We start from the raw sequence: 19,610 nt of genomic DNA on the forward strand, positions 1-19,610 counted from the left end.
CCCTACCGGCAGACGGTCCCGGCGGCGGGCAGCCGGCCCGAGGCCAGGTAGTCGTCGATGCGGGCCGTGGCGCAGGACGACCTGAGGTAGGAGCTGTGGCCGTCCCCGCCGTTCTCGTCGTTGACCAGGAGGCCGGAGCCCTCGATGCGGGAGGAGAGGCTGCGCGCCCACGACAGCGGGGTGGCGGGGTCGTGGGTGTTGCCCACCACGAGCACCGGCGGGACGCCGCGGACGCGCAGCGGGCGCTGCGGGTTCGTCGGCGGGACCGGCCAGCCGAGGCAGCCCGCCGTCATGTCCCAGAACTCCGAGGTGCCCTTCATGTGGGGGGCGAGGTTCATGACGCGGTCGATCCTGGCACGCAGGTCGCGGTGGCCGTCGATGCCGTGCGCGATGTCGAGGCACAGGATCGACCGGTAGGCCGCGGTGCTCGCGGGGTCCTCCAGGGCCGAGGCGCGCACGGAGGCGAGGATCCCGGCGTCGCCGTTCTCCGCCTGGACGATGCCGTTGGCCAGGCCGTTGCCGTACTCGGGAAGCTGGTTGAGCAGGACGTAGGCGACGTAACGCAGCTCCTCGGCGGTCAGCGGGCGGCCGCCCGTGACGGGGACGGGCTCGCGTTCGGCCCTGGCCACCAGGTCGTCCCACACCCGGGTGACGTCGCGGCCGTGCAGCGCGCACGCCGGCGTGTCCGCGCACCAGCGCGCGAAGCGCCCGAAGGAGTCCTCGACGGCGGCCGCGGCATCGGTGACCAGCCGCTCGGCGCCGAGGCTGTGATCGACCGCGCCGTCGAGCGCCATCGTGCGGACCCTGCCGGGGAACAGCCGCGCGTACTCGGCGCCCAGCATGGTGCCGTAGGACTTGCCGAGGAAGCTGATCCTCGACTCGCCCAGGGCGGCCCTGACCGTGTCGAAGTCGCGGGCGACGCTCGTGGTGTCGATCTCGCGCAGCAGGGGGCCGGTGCCCGAAAGGCAGCTCAGGCCGACGGCCCGGTTGTGCGCCGCCAGCGCGCGGTAGCCGGCGAGGGTCCGGGGGAACTGCGTCACGGCCGGGTCGTGGACCGGACGCCCGCAGGTCACGGCCGCGCTCCCGCCCACGCCGCGCGGATCGACGCCGACCACGTCGAAGCGGCGCAGCAGCTCGTCGCTGACGGCGTACTGGGGATAGTCGCGCAGCAGCATCGCGGCCTGGCCGCCGGGGCCGCCGGGGTTGAAGAGCAGCGTGCCGAGGCGTTCGCCGGTGGCCCTGCGGCGGACGACGGACAGCTTGATCGTGGGGCCCGCCGGGGCGTCCCAGTCGAGCGGGACCTCGACGGAGCCGCACTCGGCGTGCCGCGTGCCGCAGGGGCTCCAGTCGATGGGGGCCGGGGGAGCGGCGGGCGTGGGGGGCAGGGCCAGGACGAGCGCCAGAAGTGCGTGGTTCACGGGGAACCATGCTGCTCGCGTACGGGATCGCGGGCCTCGTCCGAAAGGCCGGTCCGGCTCGGCCGTCCGGCCGACCACGGCGCGGTCTCGCCGACGGTGCCGGTCAGCGCCGCCGCCCTGAGCGGGCGGGACGGCCCGCCGATCGAGGTCTTGCCGACCGGGCGAGAACCGGTTCTACTGGGCAGGGACCGGTTCTCCTGGGCAGGGAAAAGTGAGGCTGTCGGCAACGAGGGTGAGCATGGGCCGCGTCCTGGCCCTCGGCGTGTCGGCCGTGGGCGTCGCGCTGATCGTCGTGAACGTGTCGTTCCGGGACGGGTTCGCCGTGACGCGTCCCGCGTGGGCGGCGGTGGGGGCGCTCCTGATCGTGCTGGCCGCCCGCCCGCTGCTGCGGCGCCGCTCCGGGCTGGCCGCGCAGGATCGCCTCATCGCGGACATGTGGGCCGCCCTGCGGGGACGGCCGCACGGCTGGCACGCCACCGATCCGGTGACCGGCCGGGTGGTGGCCATCGACCGCACCAGGAGCAGGGTGACGCTCATCGTCCGCGACGGCGCGGCGCGGGAGCCCGCCGGCGAGCAGGCCGGCACCATGACGCTCTATCTGCTGGGCCTGCTCGGCACCCGCCGGCCGGCCCCTCTGCTGCGGGAGCTCCAGCCGTTGCGGCAGGAGCCGGAGCCGATCACCTGGCGCCGCCTCAGGCAGGCGAACGCGGCGGCCCGCCGGGCCGGGACGACCGCCACGGCCTCGCCCGACGAGCTGGCCGCGCTGCACGCCCAGGTCATGCGCACGGCCGGGCCCCCCGGAAGCCGATGAGGCCGGGCAGCGGCGCTCGCCGCCGCCTCAGCGTACGGGCGTGCCCGTGGGGAACTCCTCGGTGCCGAGCACCCGCAGCAGCTCCAGCCGCTCGCGGGTCTCGTCGTCCGCCGGCGTGAACACCAGCAGCTCCTGCCCCTGGTCGGGCGTGATCAGGGTCTCGCAGTCCATCACCAGGCGGCCCACCCGCGGGTGCAGCAGCGTCTTGCGGTTGGCGCGCCGGACCGCCACCTCGTGCTCGTCCCACAGCCGCCGGAAGTCGGCGCTGGCGGCCCGCAGCCGCTCGACCAGCCCGGTCACCACGGGGTCGCCGGACCGGCGGCCGGCGACCGCGCGCAGGTCGGCGACGAGCTGGCGGGCCTGGTGCTCCTGCTCCTCGGACGGGTGGGCGGCCCGCGCGGCGGGCTCGGTGAACCAGCGGTACACGACGTAGCGGCGGTCGCCCGCCAGGCGGGTGTAGTCGCCCATCACCAGCAGGGCCGCGCGGTTCTGGGCCAGGACCTCGCCCAGGTCGGACAGCACCGCGGCCGGGGTGTCGCCGAGCAGGTCGAGCATGCGCATCAGGCCGGCGCGGGCCAGACGGGCGGTCCCGTCGGCGGGCGGGGGCCGGTGACCGGCCAGGTGGAACAGGTGGTCACGCTCGTCGTCGGACAGGCGCAACGCCCGCGCCAGCGCGCCGAGCAGCTGCGTGGACGGCTGGCTGCTGCGGCCCTGTTCGAGGCGTACGACGTAGTCCACCGACATGCCGGCGAGCATCGCCACCTCCTCCCTGCGCAGCCCCGCGGTGCGGCGGCGGGGGCTGTCGGCCAGGCCCACCTCGGCCGGGCGGATCGCCTGGCGGCGGCGGCGCAGGAAGTCGGCGAGCTGGTCACGTTCCATGACTCCATCCTGCCGCCCGCCCGGCGGGCCGAGCCAGGGAGCGCCTCTCCCAGGATGAACGCTCCGCTCCCGCCCGCCCCGATCCGGGGCCAGGCTGGGCGGCATGACATCGACGACGAGGGAGAACGTGATGAGGCTTCGGACCCTGGGCAGCACCGGACCGGCCGTCTCGGCGCTGGGGCTGGGCGCGATGGGCATGTCGGGCGCCTACGGCGCGAGCGACCGCGCGGAGAGCGTCGCCACCGTGCACGCCGCGCTGGAGGCCGGCGTCACGCTGATCGACACCGGCGACTTCTACGGCATGGGCCACAACGAGCTGCTGCTCGCCGAGGCGCTGCGCGGCCGGGACCGCGACAGCTACCGGCTGAGCGTCAAGTTCGGTCAGCTACGGGGGCCGGGCGCCGAGTTCGGCGGGCAGGACGGCCGTCCCGAGGCGGTGAAGAACTTCCTGGCGTACTCGCTGACCCGGCTGGGCACCGACCACGTGGACATCTACCGCCCCGCCCGGCTGGACCCGGCGGTGCCGATCGAGGAGACGGTGGGGGCCATCAAGGAGCTGGTGGAGGCCGGGTACGTGCGGCACGTCGGGCTCTCGGAGGTCGACGCGGCGACGATCCGCCGGGCGCACGCCGTGCACCCGATCGCCGACCTGCAGATCGAGTACTCGCTGCTCTCGCGCGGGGTGGAGGCGGAGATCCTGCCCACCCTGCGGGAGCTCGGCATCGGCCTGACCGCGTACGGGGTGCTCGGCCGCGGCCTGCTGTCCGGGCACTGGACGGCGGGCCACGCCGCCGGGCCCGGCGACATGCGCGGCATCAGCCCGCGCTTCTCCAGCGGGAACGTGGAGCACAACCTCGCCCTCGCGGACGCGCTGCGCCGGGTCGCCGAGGCGAAGGGCCACACCGTCGCCCAGCTCGCCATCGCCTGGGTGGCCGCGCAGGGCGAGGACATCGTGCCGCTGGTCGGCGCCCGCACCCGTGAGCGGCTGGCCGAGGCGCTGCCGGCGGCGGACCTGCGGCTCGGCGCGGACGACCTGGCCGAGATCGAGAAGGCGGTGCCCGCGGGGTCGGCGCGGGGCGACCGGTATCCGTCCATGTTCATGTCCCATCTCGGGGTGGGCAACTGAGACGGCGGGTGAAGCCGGTGCCCGCCTGTGCGGTGATCGGGGAAGGCGGGTAGCCGGGACGTCATGAGCACTTCGGAGCGGAACGTCCCGGCGACCGGCGACGCGGCCGTGCACGGGTGGCCGCTTCGACGGCGCCGATCCACATCTCGCCGAAGCCCTGGGCGTCCAGGCCGGTCAGCACCCGCGTCCGCCGCCCGTCCCGGCCGGGCTCGAAGCGCAGCACCCCCTCCTCGACGACGGCCCGCAGGCGCTGTTCCCGGACGACGGCGCCGGGCCAGCCGAGCGCCACGGCGCAGGCGACGGGATCCCAGTGGACGTTGAGCAGGTCGTCGGGCAGCCCGGCATGGGCGCGGCCCAGCTCCGCCATGCCGCTGTCGATGGCGTAGGCCTCGCACTGGCGGGCGATCAGCTCCCCCAGAGGCCCCGACGCGGCCAGGCGGGGCAGGTGCGCGGCCCGCAGGTGCGCCTCGAAGGCGACCGGGAGGGTGACCAGGGTCAGCCGGGCGCGCTCGGCCGTCAGCCGGGCGGCCAGGATGTCGCACTGGGTGTTCCAGTCCAGGTCCGGGCCCCACGGGGGCAGGCCGGGGGCGGGCGGCCGTATCCAGCCGCCCATGGCGACCACGGGCACTCCGTCCAGGCGGCCGGGGCGGGCCTCGTGCAGCAGGGCCAGGTTGGTGAAGGGCCCGATGGCCACGATGGTCGCGCCCTGGTCGATGCCGCGTTCCAGCAGGTCGAGCGCGGCCTCGGGCGGCCCGGGGCGGGGGGCGACGGGGACGCCCCAGTACCGCTCGTGGTCGGGCAGGTCGCCCATGGGCCGGCCGGTGGTGAGCGACCTGCCGGCGCCGGCGGCGACCGGGATGTCCTGGCGCCCGGCCAGCCGGAGGCAGTGCTCGACGTAACCGGCCCGCCGGCCGTCGGGATCGGCGGTCGTGGTGATGCCGACGACCTCCACGCCGGGCCGGCCGAGCACCATCGCCAGGGCGCAGAGGTCGTCGGGGTCGCTGCCCAGGTCGGTGTCGAGGTGCAGGCGCACGCGGTCCTTCCGAAGGGCCGGGGATCGGCGGTCAGGTGCCCGGGTGACCGGCGACGCGGCCCTGGGCGGGCGCAGGATGCGGGTGGGTCCCGCATCCTGCGCGACGGTCACGTGAAGGCGCGGTGGAGCTGGGTCATCGTCTGCTGGACGCGGCTCTTGTCGCCGACGACCACGTACGTCTCGTAGGTCACCTTGTCGCCCTTGTCCAGGGCGCCGCTGGGCGTGGTGACCTGGATCGTGTTCTCGCCGAACTGGCCGTTGTAGTCGCTGGGCCGGCGGGTCATCGTGTAGTAGTAGGCCCTGTCGCCGAGGACCTCGGGCTTGACGTACATGCCGAGGCAGTAGTCGCCGTCGCCCGTGCACCGCACCATCGGGTCCTTGCTCGCGTGCGAGTCCGCCGGCTTGGCCGACAGCCGGCCGGTCGCGAGGTCGTAGGCGTAGACCTTAGTGAAGTCCGGCTGCAGGTACGCGACCAGGACGCCGTCGAACTGGTCGTGCCGCTCGTCCTCGGACTTGATGGTGGCCGTCGCCCGGAAGACGTTCTCCAGCTCGGGCGCGTCGTGGTCGGGCGCCAGCTCGACCCTGGTCTCCAGCCAGTACGGCGACAGACCCAAGGTGAACGGCGAGCGCCTGGGCTGGTGGTCGGCGGTGCGGCAGCCGCCCCAGCCCGGCTTCGTGTCGGCCAGGGTCACGAACATCGCGGGCCGCCCCGCCGTGCGGATGGAGCTGCCCGAGCCCGCCATCGTGTAGAGCGCGCTCGTGCTGGGACCGTGGTAGGGAGGCGGCTGGCCGTCGTCGTCCGAGCGCGCGCCCGCCTGGGTCGGGTTGTAGCACTCGCTCGCCTCCTCGCCCTTCTGCCAGGCGTGGAAGGCGTACTGGAAGGCGGCGCCGTGGCCCCCGCTGGAGATGAACTCCTTGTCGTTCACCTTCACCGACGCGATCGCGCCGGCCAGCGCCGTCGAGGTGGTGACCGACAACCTGTTGCGCTTGTCGACCAGGACGGACGCCGTGACGTCCTGGAACGTCCTGTCCCAGTTCTTCTTCGAGGCGCAGGCGGACTTGTAGGTGAGCACGAAGTCGTCGTAGCCCGCGCTGCCGCGTGCCGGCGCCTGGCACGAGACGGGCGCGGCCGTCGCCGCCACCGGCGCGGCCACCGCGGTCACCACGGTGGCCGCCGCCAGTAAGGCCCCCTGTCGGATGGATCTCATGCCCTGATTCAACCAGGTTCCGGCGCCGCCGTTATCCGGTTTCGGCCCGGTAGACCAGCACCAGGCCCAGGCCGAGCAGGGCCCGCCGGTCGCCGTCCAGGACCAGCTCCCACTCCCGCCCGCCGACGGTGAGCCCCGGCGTCCGCAGGGTCGTGCCCTGGTCGAGGGCCAGCCGCCGGTCGCCGCCGAGCAGGAAGCGCGCGGCGCCGCCGTCGGCCAGCGCGTACGTCGCGTGCACCGCGCTGATCTGCCGGCTGCGCATGCCGGGGAACTGCTCCGGCGCGAACGGCAGCCGCAGGACGTCGTCCGCGCCGCCCGTGAACAGCTCCCACTCCTTGGGGAAGGCCGCGGCCACGTCGAAGTACCGGGCGGTCTGATACGGCTTGAGCAGCCCCCGCACCGCGTTGGCGAAGACCTCCCCGCCCTGCTCGGCGGTGTACTTCACCACGATCGTGACGTCGGTCAGCCCCTCCGTCCGCCGCCCCGGCAGCTCCAGCCGCCACCGGGAGACCGCGCCGGTGCCCTCGAACGGCAGGTACCGGTCGTCGTCGAAGCGCAGCTCGAACAGGCCGTTGTTGTCCTTGTACTGCTCCAGGTCGGACAGCGCGATCTGCTGGCCGGGCCGCCACTCGCCGCGCAGGGTGTCGGGCGGCGAGCCCTTCGGGTCGAGCAGGTGCTTGACCGCGCGCACGTCAGGGGCGAGCACGGTCTTGCCGTCGAGCTGGGTGAGCGTGGCGTTCATCCCCACCGGGCCCTGCTCGCCCTCGAACGTCACCGACACCGTCTTGATCCGCCGCCGGTAGTGCCCGGGGAAGTCGCGGTCGAACAGCGCCTCGGTGAGCGCGAACTCGCAGCGGCCCTCGTCGAGGAAGGTCAGCAGGGCCAGCGGGTCGAGCCGCAGCAGCGACACCCGCTTGATGATCTCCAGGCCGCGGCCATCGCGGTCGAGGTAGGCCCGGCCCAGCCGGTCGAGGTCCAGGGCGAGGGCGTCGCCGGCCAGCAGGCCGTTGCGGCGGCTCTCCCAGTACGCCGGCCGGATGATCTCCTCGGCGGCCCCCTTCTCGTAGTGGTAGGCGCGCTGCGCCGACCTGGCCAGCTCGTAGGCGAGGGTGTAGCTCTGGTAGTACAGGCCGGAGATCCGCCCGGCCATCCAGCCGTACAGCTCGGAGCCGGTGAACTTCTCCTTCATGAAGGTCGTGACCGCGTCCAGGTGCGCGATCTGCCGGTCGGCGAGGGCCAGCTCGCGCCGGGCGTTGGCCAGCTGGATCTCGCCGGTCTTCACCTGGTGGTCGAGCACGGCCATGTCGTTGCGGGCGGTGGCGAGCTGGAACCGCCAGTCCTCCTCCATGCGCTCCTGCTCGGCGCGCACGCCCAGCAGCTCGCCGAGCAGGCTGTAGCCCTCGCCGCCGAGCGAGGCGACCTCGGCGCCCCGGTCGAGGGCCTCGCTCACCTCGATGCCGCCGTGCTCGGTGCCGATGATGAACGGGCCCACGGTGACCTGCGGCAGGGCCAGCGCGATCCCGGAGCCGATCTTGAGCGCGGCGCCGATGAACTGCGCGTCGGCGCCCCGCTCCATCGCCTCCAGCTGGGCCGCCTGGAGCGGCGTCACGCCCTGGTCGATGAGCCGCTGGAAGTGCTCGGCCCGCTCGGCGGCGCCCTCGCGGCCGGCCTGCAGCTCGGCCAGCTGCTCGGCCGCGATCGTGACCTCCGCCTCCCTGATGGCCCTGGTCAGCCCGAGGATGACGCCCTCCTGCCGGTTCTGCAGCAGGGCCAGCTCCTCGGAGTCGTGCCGCTCCAGGACGCCCAGCAGGTCGTTGCCGAGCTGCCGCAGCCGGTCGGCCAGCTCCTGCGCGCGCCGGAACAGGAAGGAGAAGCGGTGCTGGGGCGTGACGGCCGGCCCGGTGGCGGCCACGCGGTCGAGCGAGGCGCCGCCGGCGACGTCGGCGACCAGCGCGTCGACGTCGAGCGGCGGCTCGAACAGCGGCAGCGGCCGGGCGACGCCCATGATGTCGAGCGACTGCCTGATCTTGCGCAGCCGGTCCTCCACCCGCGTCCAGTAGTCGAGGAACACGCCGTTGGCGGGCACGTGGAAGTAGGTGCTCTCCACGCCGGAGTGGACCTGGCCGCCGCCCCGCAGCAGCGCGCCGCCGGCGGTCAGCTCGGCCTGCGCGCCCTCGCCGCCGGCGGTCAGCTCGCGGTAGCTCAGCGCGGCCGGCAGCGCGCGCGGGCCGAGCGGCTCGGGCCGCTCGCCGAGCAGGTCGTGGGCGAAGACGTACAACATCCTGGCCTCGTCCACGCTCTCGGCCGTGTACTGGCGGAAGAGCAGGTCACCCCAGTCGAGCAGGTTGTCGACATAGGCCATGACGACCGCGCGGCGGTAGGCGGCCGGGCGCAGCGCGGCGATCGCGTGCGGGTGGAACGGATCCTCCTGGTACGCCCTGAGCAGCGCGTCCCGGTCGCTCATCAGCTCGTACTGGCGGCGCAGCCCGGCCATCATCGCGACCCGCTCGCGCAGGCCGTCGGCGAGGGCGGGCAGCCCGGCGAGCGCCTGGAGGGCGCCGGCGAGCCCGCCGCCCTCCAGGTCGGCCAGGAAGTCCTCGTCGCCGTCGTCCAGCTCGCGGGCGTGCAGGAAGGCGGGCGCCAGCCGGTCGAGCCCGGCCAGCTTCTCGTCGAGCGCGGCGCGCACCGCCGTGACGTCCACGCCGGCCGCTTCGAGCCGGCGCAGGTCGGTCCGGCAGCTCTCGGTCAGGGCGCTCAGGTCACCGGCCAGGAACGGCAGGAAACGCCAGTACCTGACCGGCTGGGTGGGGTCGAAGACGTACTCGTGCCAGCGGCGGGCCTCGTCGAAGCGCTGGGCCTGGTTGAGCGCCCCGGCGATGAGCATGGGCGCGTGGAAGAAGATCTCCCAGTTGTAGAGGCCGTTGGCGCTCTGGAAGTCCAGGTGGGAGCTGGTGGGGCGGGACCGTTCCGGCACCTGCGCGGTGACCTTGATGGTGGTCGGGCCGGACTCCTCGCCGCTGAAGCGGGGCAGCTCGTCGGTCTCCTGCGTCTCCGGCGCGAGCAGGCCCGCGACTCCGGCGGTCAGCAGCTCGCGGTTGAGCTTGTACGCGGTGCTGGAGGTCAGGCGGACGATCTGGTGGAGCAGCGTGGCGTAGGCGTAGGGCCGCTCGGCCGAGGCGGTGTACCAGCCCTCCGGCTTGGCCCCGCCGGTGCCGCCGCCGACCGTGAGGAACAGGAACAACCGCCCGCCGTCGTCCATCGCGCCCGTGAACGACGTGCCGAAGCCGGCGGGCAGGCCGCCCCAGTCGCCGGCGATGGGGGTGAGGGCCAGCGACAGGTCCGGCTCCGCCGTCGCGGACGGCAGCGTGGCGTAGGTGCCCTCGCCGAACACGTGGCGCGTCCCGCCGCGCGCGAAGACGGCCTTGACCGGCGCCGGGAGCGGCTTGGGGTAGCCCTCGTCGATGGTGCCGGGCCCGGTCCAGCCGCTCGTCACGGTGTAGCGGACCAGCTCCTCGCCCCGGGTGAGGTAGAGCAGGTGCGTGCCGTCGGCGCCGGGCACCGCCCAGGCCGCGTCCACGGCCCCGTCGGCGGTGATGGCGGTGCCGATCCTGGCCAGGTCCTTGATGTCGCCGCCGGCCCGCTCCGCGCCGCCGAGGTAGGTGTAGGTCTTCGCGGCGGTGAAGAAGTAGGCGCCGTCGCCGTAGGGCAGGCAGGCCCGGACGGTGCCCGAGGTGGGCAGGCCCTCCTGGTTCTCCGACAGCTTCCTCGGGTACTCCCCGTCGGGGCGCTGGGGGGACCTGCCGTCGTGGTCGCCGGTGAAGCGCGTGTACCGCTCGCCGAAGATCATGTACAGGTGGCCGTTCAGGGTGAAGGCCGTGTCCACGGTGCGCACGTCGTCCGGCAGCGACCACCGCTCGCGGATCGGCCGCGGCGAGCCGAAGGACGGCCCGCGGACGTACTGCGTCCCGTCCTTCTGGTGGGAGAAGAAGTACTCCCTGCCGTCGGGGCCGGTGAAGGCGGCGTCCACGCGCTCCCATGCCGAGGGCAGGGTGTCGGCGTTGCCGGCCAGCGGCTTCGGGCGGGGCGCGGGCCCGAACGGGTCGCCGGTGTGGACGTAGTAGCTGCCGTCGCAGAAGAGCAGGTTCTCCCCGGGGCGGGCCAGGGCGGCGTCCACCCGCTCCCGGTCGTACATCGGGTGGGACACCAGGCCCCAGTGGTCGCTGATGCGCCGGCCGCGCTGGCCGGTGCTCTCCGCGCCCGCCGGGGTGCTGATGAAGCGGTGCTCGGTGTTGTCGAAGAAGTACCGCGCGCCGCCGGGCAGCGTGACGGCCGCGTCGATCCGGCTCCACGTGGTGGGCAGCCGGTCCCGGTTGCCGCGCAGCGTCATGAGGCCGTTCTCGTCGACCGCCGGGACGATCGGCCGGCACAGGAAGCTGCCGCCCTTGTGGTCCACGCTCATCCAGGGGGCGTCCTGGGTCTCGGCCGGCATGTTGAAGGGCACCACGCCCGCCTCGGCGACCGGCTCGTCGAAGATGCGGGTCACGTAGGAGGGGTCGGGCGGCACGGGCGGCTCGGCCAGGCGGACGGCGTACAGCTCGGGGGTGAGCACGAACGCGTAGCGGTGGTCGGCGCCGCCGGAGCGGTAGGAGCAGGTGACGACGATCGAGTCGTGGTCGCCGCCGCCGGGGACCGAGGCGGCCGCCTGCACGTAGAGGCTGACGTTCGAGATCGGCTGGTTGTGCCGGTCGCCCGCGGGGAGCTGCTGGGCCGGCACCCAGTCCTGGTTCAGGTTGAGGAAGGAGAAGGAGATCTTGACCTGGTAGACCGGCTCGGGGTTGGTGCCGGCGGGGGCGTGCGCCGGGTCCTCGGGCGCGACGGACTCGGCGACGGCCCAGAAGGCGAAGACGCGGGCGAAGGCGTGCACCGGGTAGACCCGGTCGGCCTCGATCTGCACGCCGACCTCGCGCCACGGCCGCCAGGTGGTGGACAGCCGCTCGCCGTCGCGGAACTCCGCCTGCCGGTAGTAGTGGCGCCTCGGCTCGGTGCGGGTGCGGCCGAACAGCACCAGCCGCCGCAGGTCCGGCTCGCCGGGGTCCGGGACGTACACGTAGCCGCCCGCGACGGCCAGGCGGGAGACCTCGGTGTACTCGTCGAGGTAACGCTTGTACGCCCGCAGCGCGCCCTCCTCGGTGATCTCGTTCCGCAGCAGGTCGTCCTCCAGCGCCTCGAACGCCGGGGTCTTGTCCTGGCGCAGCTCGGGGCGCACGTAGTTCTCCGGGTAGAGGAAGACCTTCCTGTTGGCCTCCCACAGGCGGTAGTTCCGCAGCCAGGCCCAGCGGGCCCTCACCCGCTCGCGCACCCCGGCCGGGTCCTCGCCCGCCCGGACGCGCACGTCCTCCAGGTCGAGCAGGTAGCGGTGCAGGTAGAGCTGCGTGGCGGCGATGGCCTCGCGGACGGGCGAGGTGCGGCCCTCGGCGCCCATGTCCACGTCGATGAGGAAGCGCTCGTACAGGTCCCGCGAGGTGAGCGCGCCGGCCCGCCTGAGGCAGAGGGCGACGAGCGCGTCCCGCTTGAGCACCTCCAGCTCGCCGTCCACGCGCTCCGACAGCGCCGCCCACTCCTCCTCGGTACGCGGGCGCTCCAGCAGCGCGTGGAGGTGGTCGGCCGCCTGCGCCGCGGGGCGGGAGACGATCTCGGCGTGCACCGCGGACGGCGTGGAGCCCATCCGGCGGGTCACGGCGAACGCCTCGGCCAGCCGCAGCAGGAACTCGATCTCGAAGCGGTCCTCCTCGGCGGTCCTGATGGTCAGCAGGTGCGCGTTGCGCCTGGCCCAGGCCACCTCGCCGGGGTCCCAGCCGAACAGCTCCGCCAGCCGCAGGTACGGGTCCTCGACCGGGCCGGTGAGGAAGGCGGCCAGCCCGTCGCGGCGCGAGCGGGCCAGGTCGGTGAACCTGACGATGGTGTGCACGTCGCTCAGCCGGTAGTCGGCCGACTCCGACCAGCGGTTGCGGAACGGCTGCGGGAACGTGCGGTCCGGCGTCCCGCAGGAGGGGTCGGAGTAGCGCACGTAGGCGTCGCCCTTGACCAGGTAGGTGCGCCCGCGCAGCACGAACGCGGCGTCCGGCCCCTCCTCGAAGGTGCCGGGCAGGTCGCCCCAGTCGTCCTGGACCGTGCGCGGGTAGCCCTCGGCCACCTCCTCCAGCCGGCCCGGCAGGTAGCGGACGTACTGGCCGGTGCGGAAGGCGTACAGGTCGCCGGTGGGCGCGACGAAGGCGGCGTCGATGGCCTGCGGCGTCGCGTCGAAGGCGTTGTCCACCGTGCCCCAGGTGCCGGCGATCGGCGCGAGCGTGCCCTCCCGCAGGCTCTGCTCGCCCTTGAACAGGTACGTGTGGTCGCCGGGGCCGTGGAAGGCGGCGTCGAGCCCGGCTGCGAACGCGGGCGGCAGCGGCGGCAGGCCCAGCTCGCCCGCGAGGCCGCCGTCCGGGTCGCCCGTCCCGTCGCCGATGGCGCGCGGGTAGCCGTCGTCGACGTAGTCGTAGGCGGTGCCGGTGTAGCGGACGTACTGGTCGGCGGCGAACAGGTACGTGTGCTCGCCCCTGACCAGCGTCGCGTCCACCCTGCGCCGCGCGGCCAGCTCGTTGCGGACCCGGCCGCACCCGTCGAGGTCGGAGGCGGCGGCCCTGGCCCGGGAGACGGCGTGCACGGCCCCGCCGGTGAACACGTACGCGGTGCGCCGGTTGCCGACCACCGCGTCGATCACCTTGCGCGCGCCGCCGGCGATCCGGTCGGCCACGGCGTCGTCGAACGCCTCCGGCAGGTTGGCGAACGCCTCCTCGCGCCGCAGGTTGCCGACGATCTTCTTCGGGTAGCCGGGGTCGATGTAGCGGTACTCGGAGCCGGTGTAGCGGACGTACCGGTCGCCGGAGAACAGGAACGTGCGCTCCCCGGCGTTCGTGGACGCCGTGTCCACGAACGCCGCGTCCACCTGGGCGGTGCCGTCGCCGGCCACGAACGGGTTGCGCGACCGGCCCCACGTGTCCCTGATCATGGTGAGGGGGGAGCAGGAGCCGCCGGCGTAGCGGGTCCAGCGGTGCTGGAAGAAGAAGCAGACCGAGCCGTCGGCCGCGGTGAAGGCGGTCCTGAGCCGGTCGCCGGGCTCCACGGTCAGGCCGGCCCAGATCCGGGCGGCGGGCCGCGGGTAGGACCACTCCCCGGTGGTCTCGTCCAGGCGCACGCACCGCTCGCCGTCCAGCAGGAACAGGTTCTCGCCCTCGGCGAGCACCGCGTCCGGCAGCAGCGCGCCCGCGGGCCGGTAGCCGGCCGGGACGTCCCAGAAGCTCGCGTCCGTGACCATGAGGGTTCCGGGCAGCCGGTAGTCGTCGCCGGTGTGCAGCAGGTAGCGCACCGTCCCGTCGGCCGAGGGGCGCTCGAACAGGTAGGTCTCCTCGCCCCGCACGTACGCCAGGGCCACGCCGCTCAGGCCGCCCCAGTGCTCCGCGACGGGCAGCGGGTCGCCCTCGATCGTGTCCTGGTCGCCGGGGGAGTAGACGACGAACTGGTCGCCGCTGAACAGGTACGTGCGGCCGTCCCTGCCGGTGAAGGCCGCGTCCACGGTGTTGTCCTGCTGGACGGTGTTGCGCGGCAGGCCCCACTCGGCGGCCAGCGGGTACTCGCGGTTGAGCCTGGTGCTCAGGCACATCGGGCCCTTGAACAGGTACGTGTTGCCGTCGGCCCCCTCCAGGACCGCGTCGAGCCCGTCCCGCCAGGTGGCGGGGGCCGCGTGCAGCGTGCGCGGCCGGGCCGGGGCGGAGGTCGCCTCGGTGGCCTCGACGGCCGAGTGCCGGTGCCAGCCGCCCCGCCGCTCGACCATCAGGGAGCCGTCCTCCAGGAACGCGCAGCCCAGGCCGGGCAGGTCGAGGTGGTCGTACCTGCGGTAGAGCGTGTCGGAGACCACGTAGCAGTCGCCGCCGCGGAACAGGTAGACGTTGCGCCGGTCGGCGTAGGCCGCGTCCACGCCGTCGAGCGTGACCGGCAGCGCGCCGAAGCGCGGCTCCTCGGCCAGGTCGGCCAGGGCGCGCGGGTAGCCGGGCTGCGGCGTGCCCGGGGCGGTGCCCTCGAAGCGCAGGAACTGGTCGCCGGAGAAGACGTAGGTGCAGGCGCGGGTCGTCTCGGCGCCGTTGACGGTCTCGGTCACGTCCATGACGAGCACGGCGTCCACCCGGCCGGTCCGCGCCACGTTGCTGACCACGTTGCCCCAGTAGGCCGGCACGTCGGCCGGGAAGCGGTCGTCCACGCGGCTGTAGTCGGCGCCGGAGTACCGGACGTACTGGTCGCCGCTGAAGACGTACGTCCTGCCGTCCTTGCCGACGAACGCGGCGTCCACCGTGGTGAACGGCAGGCTGTCCCACTGCTCGGCCAGCGGGCGCGGCTCCGACCACCAGCGGTTCCTCTGGTCGAAGACGACGTACTGGCCGCCGAGGAACAGGTAGGTGCGGCCGTCGCGGCCGGTCAGCACGGCGTCCACCCTGGCGGGCCCGCCGGGCAGGTTCCACCAGTCGTCCGGCAGCGGGCGGGGGAAGCCGGCGTCGGGCACGGTGTAGTCACGGCCGGAGTAGCGCACGTGGAAGGCGCTGTCGTCGGAGTGGACCTTGACGCTCGCCGGATCGGGCGCGAGCCGGACCGTGACGCCCTGCTCCGTCGGGACCGTCCAGCCCCCGGACGCGGCGGCGGCCGGGGCCGCGTCCTCGGCGAGGGACAGGCCGTGCTCCTGGAAGCGGCGGCGCAGCGCCGGCGACAGCCGGCCGGCCTCCAGCTCGGGCACCTGGTCCAGGGGCAGCTCGAACAGCAGCCCGCCGGTCCCGAACAGGTACGTCCTGCCGTCCATGACGAACGAGGCGGCCACCCGCCGCAGCCCGCCCCAGTCGCCGGCGATGACCCGCGGGTAGCCGAGGTCCACCACCGAGTAGTCCGCGCCGGAGTAACGCAGGTAGGTCTCGCCGCTGAACAGGTACGTGTTGCCGTCCAGGCCGGTGAACGCCGCGTCCACGCGCCCGCCCGGCAGCGCCGGGGCCAGCGCGCCCCACCGCTCGGCCGTCGGCTCCGGCGCGCCGGAGCCCGCCACCGTCCTGCCGTCCTTGAAGACGTGCAGGACGCCGGAGCGGTCCACGAAGGCGGCGTCCACGTCGCTGGTGAAGCCGGGCGGGAACAGCGCCGACAGCAGGCGCGGGTAACCGTCGTCCACGCACACGCCGTCGTTCTCGACGCTGTCGGTGTAGCGGACGAGCTGGTCGCGGGCGAGCAGGCACACGCGGCCCTCGGCGTCCACGTACGCGGCGTCCAGGCGCGGGGCGCGCTCGAAGGCGTTGCGTACCCGGCCCCACTTCTCCTCGACCGGCTGCGGGTCCTTGCCCGCGGTCAGGTAGCCGTGGCCGGCGAACAGGTGGACCCGGCCGTCGGTGTCCTGGAAGACCGCGTCCAGCGACCTGCGGAACGGGGCCGGCAGCGGGGTGCCGTGGCCCTCGCGCTCCCACCACTCGTGGATGCCGCGCGGGTAGCCCTCGTCCACGGCCGCGTACCGGCTGGAGGAGTAGCGGACGTACTGGTCGCCGCAGAACAGGTAGGTGCGGCCGTCCTCGTCCACGAAGGCGGCGTCGATGCGCTTGGGGTCGTCGAAGGTGTTGCGCACCCTGCCCCAGACCTGCTCGCGCTCGGCCCAGCGGGTGCCGCCCGGCTCCCTGGCGAACACCTTGGAGGCGCCGGCGGCGGTGCGGCCGACGATCCACTCGGCGCCGTCCGGCAGCGCGAACGCCGCGTCCACGCCGTCGAGGCCGGCGAGGCGGGGCGACAGCTCGGCGAGCGGCCGCGCGCGGGGGCTTTCCAGCGCCTGCGTGGCGGCCGAGTAGACCAGGTAGCGGCGGCCCGTGAAGGCGTAGATGGAGCCGTCCGCGCTCTCCAGCAGGGCGTCGAAGCGGTCCACGCCGGGCGGCAGGGCCAGCGGCTCCGGGTACTTGCCGGTCAGGTCCTGGTCGTGGAAGACGGCGGTGACCTCGGTGGCGTCCAGGCCGAGCCGGGCGGCCAGCAGGGCGAACGAGCGGATCCTGCGGTAGGTCTGGCGCAGCCGCGGGTCGGCGTCCTCGCGGGCTCCCGCCAGGGCCGGTGCCACCAGCGCGTCCAGGGTCTCCTGCGCGCTGCCCGTCACGGCGGCGCAGACGGCCTCGGCGGTGGCGGCGGGCACGCCGAAGGCGTCGGCGAGCGCGTCGTAGAGGGTCTGCCGCTGCGCCCGCGCCCGCTGCTCCAGCGTCGCGGCGATCTCGGAGATCGCGGTCGCGGTCTCCGCGGCGACGGCGTGCAGCAGGAAGAACAGGTCCCGCTCGTAGTCCTCCAGCGCGGGCAGGGTGAACTCCAGCGCGTTGGTGACGGTGCGGAAGTAGCCGAGCAGCTCACGCGGCACGGCCAGGCGCCCGTCGAGGTGGCCGGCCGTGACCAACCGGCCGACCAGCAGCGGGAGCTCGTCCTCGGTGAAGCCCAGCTCGGCCAGCGCCCGGCGGTCGATCCGGTACGGCCGGCCGTCCTCGGCGATCTCCGCCAGCCGGGCGGTCACCGCGCCGGCCTCCTCCGGCGAGAACACGGCGGGCAGCACCGGCTCCCCGCCCGGCCCGGCCTCGGCGACCGCCTCGGCCGCCAGCCCGGCCATGACGTCGTCGGCCAGCGGCACGAAGTCCGCGGGCGCGAACGTGTACAGCTCGGCCCGGAACGCGGCGATCTGCTCCTGCATCGCCTCCAGCACGGCCTTGCGGTACGGGTGGAACTCCAGGGCCAGGCCGAACCCGGCGAGCGGCTGCCCGGCCAGCGCCGCCACGTCGGTGTAGCGGCCGTCGGCGTCCACGTAGCCGTTGAAGCGCAGGCTGTCCACCAGCTCGTCCGGGTCCGGCCGCAGGCCGGCGAAGATGCCCCGGTCCAGCTCGGGGCGGGCCGCGCGGAAGCGCTCGACCCGCTCGGCCAGCACCGCCAGCACGCGCGGGGCGACGTCGCCGAAGTCGGCGTCCACGGTGAAGAACGCCAGGTTGGTCTCGTCGGCGAAGAAGGCGGGGTCGCGGACCTCGCCGCCGGGCTCCAGGTAACCGTGGTAGACGAGGTTGTCGTACAGCTCGGCCAGCTCCGCCTCGGTCAGGTCGCCGCCCACGGCGGCCAGGTCGGACGGGTAGACGGCGGTGGAGCCGTCGAGCAGGGTGCCGATCAGGCTGAACAGCGGGCCGGCCAGGGCGTCGTGGCGCGTGGCGGGGCGCAGGCTCCCGGGCAGCGGGGTGACCAGGGCTCCGCCGGGCTCCAGGTGACCGGCGAGGACGAGGTTGGCGAAGATCTTCCCGGCCGGGCGCTCGCCGAGGCCGATGCCGAGGAAGTCGTCCTTGACCGGCGTGGCCAGCGCGGTCACCGCGTCGTAGGCGGCCGCGGCCACGCGGTCGGCGTCGAGGCGGAGCAGCCGGCCGTCGCGGGCCGACACGACGCCGTCGCCGGGCCCGTTCCCGCCCTCGCAGCCGTTCCCGTTCTCAGCCCCGTCCCCGTGCCCGTGCCCCGTCAGCACGTCGTGGATCACCCGGGAGGCGCGCGGGCCGAACCGCTGCCCGGCGAACAGACCGGGCGCCATCGCGACCGGCGCGAACCGCCGGCCCAGCCCGTCGAGCACCTGCGCCATCCCGCCGTGGCCGGCCGCCTCGCCGCCCAGCACGTCCTTCAGGTCGGTGACGGCGAGCCCGGCGCCGGCCGCCCAGCGCGTCACCGCGTGCAGGGTCTGGGCCAGCCACAGGCCGTCGGCGGGCGCCGCGCCCTCGACGATGCGGTAGCAGTCCTGGACACCCGCCCTGACCATCACCGCGTACGCGGTGTGCCGCCACAACGAGGGATCGCTCTCCAGCACCTCCAGCAGGTCGAACAGCTCGCCGGCGGACAGGCCGAGGGCCGCCGTGTACAGCCCGACCCGGCGCAGCAGCGCGACCACCGGCTCGCGCGGCCCGCCGCGGTCGAAGGGGCTCGGCTCCAGCTCGGCGTAGCGGGCGCGGTAGCGCAGCACGGTGTCGGTGATGTCCCGCTCGGAGACGTCGATGGCGCGGGACAGCAGGCGCAGCGCGTCCCTGCTCTGCGGCGCCAGCAGGTCGCCGGTGAAGGGAGGGAACGCGACGGCGGCGGCGGGCGCGGCCAGGGCGCACACGTCGGCGACCGGCAGGCCGTAGTCGTGCTGGAGGCGCAGGACCACAGCGATCACGCGCAGCGCCGGGCGGTCCAGGCGCCCTTCGCAGCAGGAGGTGACGATCCCGGCGACGTCGGCGGGCGCGACCCCGGCCTTGCGGGCCAGCCGGACGACCCGGTTGACCAGCTCGAACCAGGCGGTGGGGACGTGCTCGCGCCGGGCGCCCCACACGAGGGCACGGCCGTCCTCGGACAGGTCCGCCTCGCCGGCGTCCACCAGGTCGCGCAGCTCCGGCCCGGTCAGGCCGGTGGCGGCCAGGAAACGCTCGACGTCCTCCAGCGCGGCCGGGCCCTCCTTGTCGCCGAGCCCGTAGCGCGCGGCGAACCCGGGCCCGTCGGCGGCCGGGGTGGTGATCAGGCGGGCCTCCTGCCCGGTCAGGCCGAGGCACACCCGGGCCAGCACGTCCGGGTCCGGCTCCGGCGTGAACAGCCGGTACAGCTCCTCGGGGGTGACGCCGAGCCGGCGCAGGTAGGCGGCGACGCGGGTCTCGTGCAGCGCGAACGGCAGGGTGAGGGGGTGCTCGGCGCGTTCCAGCTCCCCGTAGGGGTCGGGGCCGGCCAGCCGCTCCAGGACCTTGTTGACGATGCCGAGGTACGAGGTGGGGGTGAAGGTGTGCTCGGCGTCGAACGGGATCTCCGCCAGGTCCGGCCGGCGGTCCGTGTCCAGCAGGGACGCCTGCTGGAACAGCTCGTCCAGCAGGTCCAGCAGCTCGGTCAGGTACGCGCCCGGCGAGTACACGGACCTGGCCTCGTCCTCCTGCCAGACGGGCGAACCGTGCTCCTGGAAGAGCAGCTCGTAGTCGGGCAGGGATCTGTCTGCGAACACGGGGGGCTCCCTCGCGTGGTGGTTGCCGGGCTGCCCCATGTTGAGTTCGCGAACGGGTGGCTGATA

At 74.3% G+C, this 19,610-nt stretch carries 7 protein-coding genes; 2 read left to right on the top strand and 5 right to left on the bottom strand.

Annotated elements, in window-relative coordinates:
* Positions 1–2: 2 nt before the first annotated feature.
* Complete coding sequence (locus AB0H75_RS42300) at positions 3–1,418, bottom strand: alpha/beta hydrolase (RefSeq protein ID WP_367806143.1); 1,416 nt, start codon at positions 1,416–1,418, stop codon at positions 3–5.
* A 238-nt stretch (positions 1,419–1,656) separates the two neighbouring features.
* On the opposite strand from AB0H75_RS42300, the gene AB0H75_RS42305 reads away from it, so the two are divergent.
* A complete protein-coding gene (locus AB0H75_RS42305) occupies positions 1,657–2,229 on the top strand; it encodes a hypothetical protein (protein WP_367806145.1) in 573 nt (190 codons plus the stop codon).
* Positions 2,230–2,256: 27 nt separating this feature from the next.
* Here the strand turns inward: AB0H75_RS42305 and AB0H75_RS42310 are convergent, their stop codons facing one another.
* Positions 2,257–3,108, bottom strand: coding sequence for a helix-turn-helix transcriptional regulator (locus tag AB0H75_RS42310; RefSeq protein WP_367806147.1), 852 nt, complete (start codon positions 3,106–3,108; stop codon positions 2,257–2,259).
* Between the two features lie 130 nt (positions 3,109–3,238).
* Between AB0H75_RS42310 and AB0H75_RS42315 the strand changes: the two genes are divergently transcribed.
* On the top strand, positions 3,239–4,234 hold the full coding sequence (locus AB0H75_RS42315) for an aldo/keto reductase (RefSeq protein WP_367806149.1): 996 nt from the start codon (positions 3,239–3,241) through the stop codon (positions 4,232–4,234).
* Between the two features lie 61 nt (positions 4,235–4,295).
* On the opposite strand, the gene AB0H75_RS42320 is transcribed toward AB0H75_RS42315, so the two are convergent.
* The 3 genes from AB0H75_RS42320 to AB0H75_RS42330 form a co-directional block, all read right to left on the bottom strand.
* Positions 4,296–5,267, bottom strand: a complete 972-nt coding sequence (locus AB0H75_RS42320) for a nucleoside hydrolase (protein ID WP_367806151.1) — start codon at positions 5,265–5,267, stop codon at positions 4,296–4,298.
* 107 nt (positions 5,268–5,374) lie between these two features.
* Positions 5,375–6,475, bottom strand: a complete 1,101-nt coding sequence (locus AB0H75_RS42325; protein ID WP_367806153.1) for a hypothetical protein — start codon at positions 6,473–6,475, stop codon at positions 5,375–5,377.
* A gap of 31 nt (positions 6,476–6,506) precedes the next feature.
* Complete coding sequence (locus AB0H75_RS42330; protein WP_367806155.1) at positions 6,507–19,544, bottom strand: hemopexin repeat-containing protein; 13,038 nt, start codon at positions 19,542–19,544, stop codon at positions 6,507–6,509.
* Positions 19,545–19,610: the final 66 nt, after the last annotated feature.

The sequence above is a fragment of the Nonomuraea sp. NPDC050783 genome (assembly GCF_040802095.1).
Taxonomy (GTDB): domain Bacteria; phylum Actinomycetota; class Actinomycetes; order Streptosporangiales; family Streptosporangiaceae; genus Nonomuraea.

Coding starts and splice junctions, on each gene's coding strand:
- AB0H75_RS42315 (WP_367806149.1), top strand. CDS start 3,239: ATGAGGCTTCGGACCCTGGGCAGCACCGGACCGGCCGTCTCGGCGCTG.
- AB0H75_RS42305 (WP_367806145.1), top strand. CDS start 1,657: ATGGGCCGCGTCCTGGCCCTCGGCGTGTCGGCCGTGGGCGTCGCGCTG.
- AB0H75_RS42310 (WP_367806147.1), bottom strand. CDS start 3,108: ATGGAACGTGACCAGCTCGCCGACTTCCTGCGCCGCCGCCGCCAGGCG.
- AB0H75_RS42325 (WP_367806153.1), bottom strand. CDS start 6,475: ATGAGATCCATCCGACAGGGGGCCTTACTGGCGGCGGCCACCGTGGTG.